General features: G+C 72.6%; 5 protein-coding genes. All 5 read left to right on the top strand.

What is annotated here, in order from left to right; genetic code table 11:
- Positions 1–465: M23 family metallopeptidase (locus tag FV228_RS25960; protein WP_147857171.1), on the top strand; the 465-nt coding region annotated here is incomplete at its 5' end.
- Between the two features lie 56 nt (positions 466–521).
- Positions 522–1082, top strand: coding sequence for a Uma2 family endonuclease (locus FV228_RS25965; protein ID WP_147857172.1), 561 nt, complete (start codon positions 522–524; stop codon positions 1080–1082).
- A 61-nt stretch (positions 1083–1143) separates the two neighbouring features.
- Complete coding sequence (locus FV228_RS25970) at positions 1144–1707, top strand: Uma2 family endonuclease (protein WP_147857173.1); 564 nt, start codon at positions 1144–1146, stop codon at positions 1705–1707.
- A 62-nt stretch (positions 1708–1769) separates the two neighbouring features.
- Complete coding sequence (locus tag FV228_RS25975) at positions 1770–2111, top strand: hypothetical protein (protein ID WP_147857174.1); 342 nt, start codon at positions 1770–1772, stop codon at positions 2109–2111.
- A 120-nt stretch (positions 2112–2231) separates the two neighbouring features.
- On the top strand, positions 2232–2762 hold a 531-nt coding region (locus tag FV228_RS25980), incomplete at its 3' end, for a DUF1206 domain-containing protein (RefSeq protein ID WP_147857175.1).

Below are 2762 nucleotides of genomic sequence, written 5' to 3' on the forward strand. Positions count from 1 at the left end.
CTCGACGACGGGGCGCGCCTGCACCAGCTCGCCGCGACGCTGCCGCTCGGCCGGCCGATACGCGGCCAGCCCGTGGTGTCGAGTCCGTTCGGCACCCGCCTCGATCCGTTCACCCGGGGCCTCGCGCTCCATACCGGGCTCGACCTCAAGGCCGAATACGGCGAGCCCGCCCGGGCCACAGCCCCCGGGCGGGTCAGCGCCGCGGAATTCGCGGGCGGCTACGGCAACATGGTCGAGATCGATCACGGCCATGGCGTGGTCACCCGGTTCGGGCACCTCGCCCGCATCGCCGTCCGGCCGGGCCAGCGCGTCGCAGCAGGGGACGTGCTCGGCATGGTCGGCTCGACCGGGCGCTCCACCGGGGCGCACCTGCATTACGAGACGCGCATCGACGGCGATCCGGTCGATCCGCAGCGCTTCCTCGAAGCCGGCGCGGACCTGCCGGCCGCGCTCCAGACGGATTGAGCCGTCGCCGGCTTCTTCGGTCCGTGATAGCGTGGCGCGTCTGATCGGAGGCCGTCATGGCATTGGCTGTGAGGCGCGACACGCGCATGCGCGTCGCCGAATACCGGCGCTGGGTGGAGCCGCGCCCGGACGAGGAGCGCTGGGAGCTGCTCGACGGCGAGCCCGTGCTGATGGCGCCGCCGAGCGCCCGGCACCAGCGCATCGTAACCAACCTGCTCACGCGTCTCGACAGGCTGGCCGAGCCGCGCGGCTGCGGTGCCTATCCGGGCCTGGCGATCCTCAGCGACGCGATGGACGATTATGCGCCCTATCCGGACGTGGTGGTCCATTGCGGGTCGATGCCGCCTAGCGGCTACATCGACGACCCTCTTCTGATCGCCGAGGTGCTCTCGCCCGGCACCATGACCAACGACCGGGGCCGCAAGCTCGCCTTCTACGCCACCGTCCCGAGCCTCCAGACACTGCTGATCGTCTATCAGGACGAGGCTCGGATCGAGGTCTGGCGCCGGGATGCCGGCTGGACGATGCGGGTCGCCGGGCCGGACGGGTCCATCGCCCTGCCGGAACTCGGCGGCGCCCTGCCGGTGGGCGAGGCCTACGCCCGCGTCGCGTTCTGAACCACCGCTGTTGCGGCCGCGCTCGCGGGTGCTACCATCGCGTCCGGATCGGAGGGCGGCGATGGCTTTGGCCGCGAAGCGCGACGCGCGCATGGATGGTGCCGAATTCAGGCACTGGGCGGAGAGCCGTCCAGACGAGGAGCGTTGGGAGCTGCTCGATGGCGACCCCGTGCTCATGGCGCCCCCGCGCGAGGCCCATCAACGCATCGTCATGAATCTCGCTGGGCGCCTGGACGCGCTCGCCGAGCCGAGGGGCTGCCGTGCCATGCCGGGTCTCGGCATTCTGAGCGCGGCGCAGGACGACTTCGTGCCGATCCCCGACGTGGTCGTGCGCTGCGGGCCGCCGCTGCCGGACGGATACGCCGAAGACCCGCTGCTGGTGGCCGAGGTGCTGTCGCCCTCGACCATGAGCCTGGACCGGGGCCGCAAGATCGATTTCTACCGGACGGTGCCGAGCCTGCAGGTCCTGCTGATCGTCTATTCCGACGAGGTCCGGGTCGAGGTCTGGCGGCGCCGGGGCGACGATTGGAGCGTGCAGGCGCTGGGTCCCGACGGCAGCGTCGCGTTGCCGGAACTCGACGGCGCCGTGCCCGTGCACGACATCTACCGCGGCCTCGCATCCTGAGCGGCCGCACCCGATCTCAACCGGCCGGCTTACCCGGCCCAGCAGAGCGTCAAGGCACCGACTTGCCCCACTTCGAAGATTTCTACGCGGCCAAGCTGCGCGGCGCCCTCGGCGTGACGGACGCGGAATCGGTGCTCGACCTGCGCGGCGCCAACCGGGCGACCGCGGAGGCGTCGCTGAAGGACATGCTGGAGCGCAGCCGCTTCGCCAAGGGCAAGACCGTGGCGATCCGCCTGGATCCGCCCCCGGAGGGCGGCGGCGAGACCCTGTTCCAGCCCGCGGGACGCCTGCTCCTCGACGCCAAGCGCCGCGGGCTGATCGAGCGCCTGCACACCCTGCCGGCCCAGGACGGGCTCGGCTTCTACGTCGCCCTGGCCGGCCGGGCGGACCGGACGCCGATGTGATCCGGCGCCTGGTGTAGAGCTGGCAACGGATCGGGACCGGGCATCCGGACGTTGACCGGTCCCGCGCCGCCGGATCCCGCCCATGCCGCACCCAGAACCCCGTCCCGCCCGGTGCCGTGCATGATGCCCATCCCCGGCGGCCGCAACACGATCGAGCGCATCGCCCGCTTCGGCTACGGCGCCCGCGGAATCGTCTACGTCGTGGTCGGCGCCCTGGCGCTGCTGGCGGCGATCGGCCAGGGCGGCCGGGCCGGCGACAGCAAGGATGCCCTGCGCGCGGTGCTGGCCGGGCCGTTCGGTGCGGTGGTGGTCGGGCTGATCGCCCTGGGGCTCGCCGGCTTCGCGCTCTGGCGCTTCGTCGAGGGCGTGACCGATGCCGACCGGCGGGGCACGTCCGCCAAGGGGCTGGCGGTGCGCGGCGCCCACCTGATCAGCGCAGCGATCTATATCGGCCTCGCCGTCAGCGCGGCCTCGCTCAGCCTCGGCCTCGGCATGAGCGGCGGCGACGGCATGCACGACGGCACCGCGTGGCTCCTGTCCAAGCCGTTCGGCCGCTGGCTCGTGGCCCTGGGCGGGCTCTGCGTGATCGGCGGCGGCTTCGGGTTCCTCGGCAAGGCCTGGCGGGGCGACGTCACCGACCGGCTCGCCCTC

The organism is Methylobacterium sp. WL18 (assembly GCF_008040015.1).
GTDB lineage: Bacteria > Pseudomonadota > Alphaproteobacteria > Rhizobiales > Beijerinckiaceae > Methylobacterium > Methylobacterium mesophilicum.

What these genes read in the sequence shown, in the direction of transcription:
- FV228_RS25970 (WP_147857173.1), top strand. Translation starts at nt 1,144, where the DNA reads ATGGCTTTGGCCGCGAAGCGCGACGCGCGCATGGATGGTGCCGAATTC.
- FV228_RS25965 (WP_147857172.1), top strand. Translation starts at nt 522, where the DNA reads ATGGCATTGGCTGTGAGGCGCGACACGCGCATGCGCGTCGCCGAATAC.